Here is a 444-nt window from a genome sequence, read left to right on the forward strand (position 1 = left end):
GGGAACACCGCTTCAATCGCTTCGGGGAAACCTTTGAGCCCGTCGACACAGGCAATGAAGATGTCCTGCACGCCCCGGTTGCGCAGTTCGGTCACCACCTGCAGCCAGAACTTGGCACCCTCGGTCTGGGCCAACCACAGGCCCAGCACCTCCTTCTCGCCCGTCATGGTGATGCCAATGGCCAGGTACACCGCCTTGACCCGCACAGCGCCCTCGCGCACCTTCACGTGGATGCAGTCCAGGTAAACGATGGGGTAAATCGGCTCCAGCGGCCGGGCCTGCCAGGCCTTGACCTCATCGGCCACGGCGTCGGTCACCGAGGAAATCAGACTGGGCGAAACTTCGGTGCCGTACATCTCTTCGAGGTGGGCCTGTATCTCGCGCACCGTCATGCCACGGGCGTACAGCGAGATGATTTTGTCGTCAAAGCCGGCCCAGCGGGTC

The 444-nt window shown here is 62.8% G+C and carries 1 protein-coding gene; it reads right to left on the reverse strand.

Features of this window, described 5'->3' with window-relative positions; all coding sequences use genetic code 11:
• Positions 1-444: IS256 family transposase (locus SJH88_RS19430; RefSeq protein ID WP_274755416.1), on the reverse strand; the 444-nt coding region annotated here is incomplete at both ends.

It is taken from the genome of Comamonas sp. GCA5, assembly GCF_036541385.1.
GTDB classification, from domain to species: domain Bacteria; phylum Pseudomonadota; class Gammaproteobacteria; order Burkholderiales; family Burkholderiaceae_C; genus Comamonas; species Comamonas aquatica.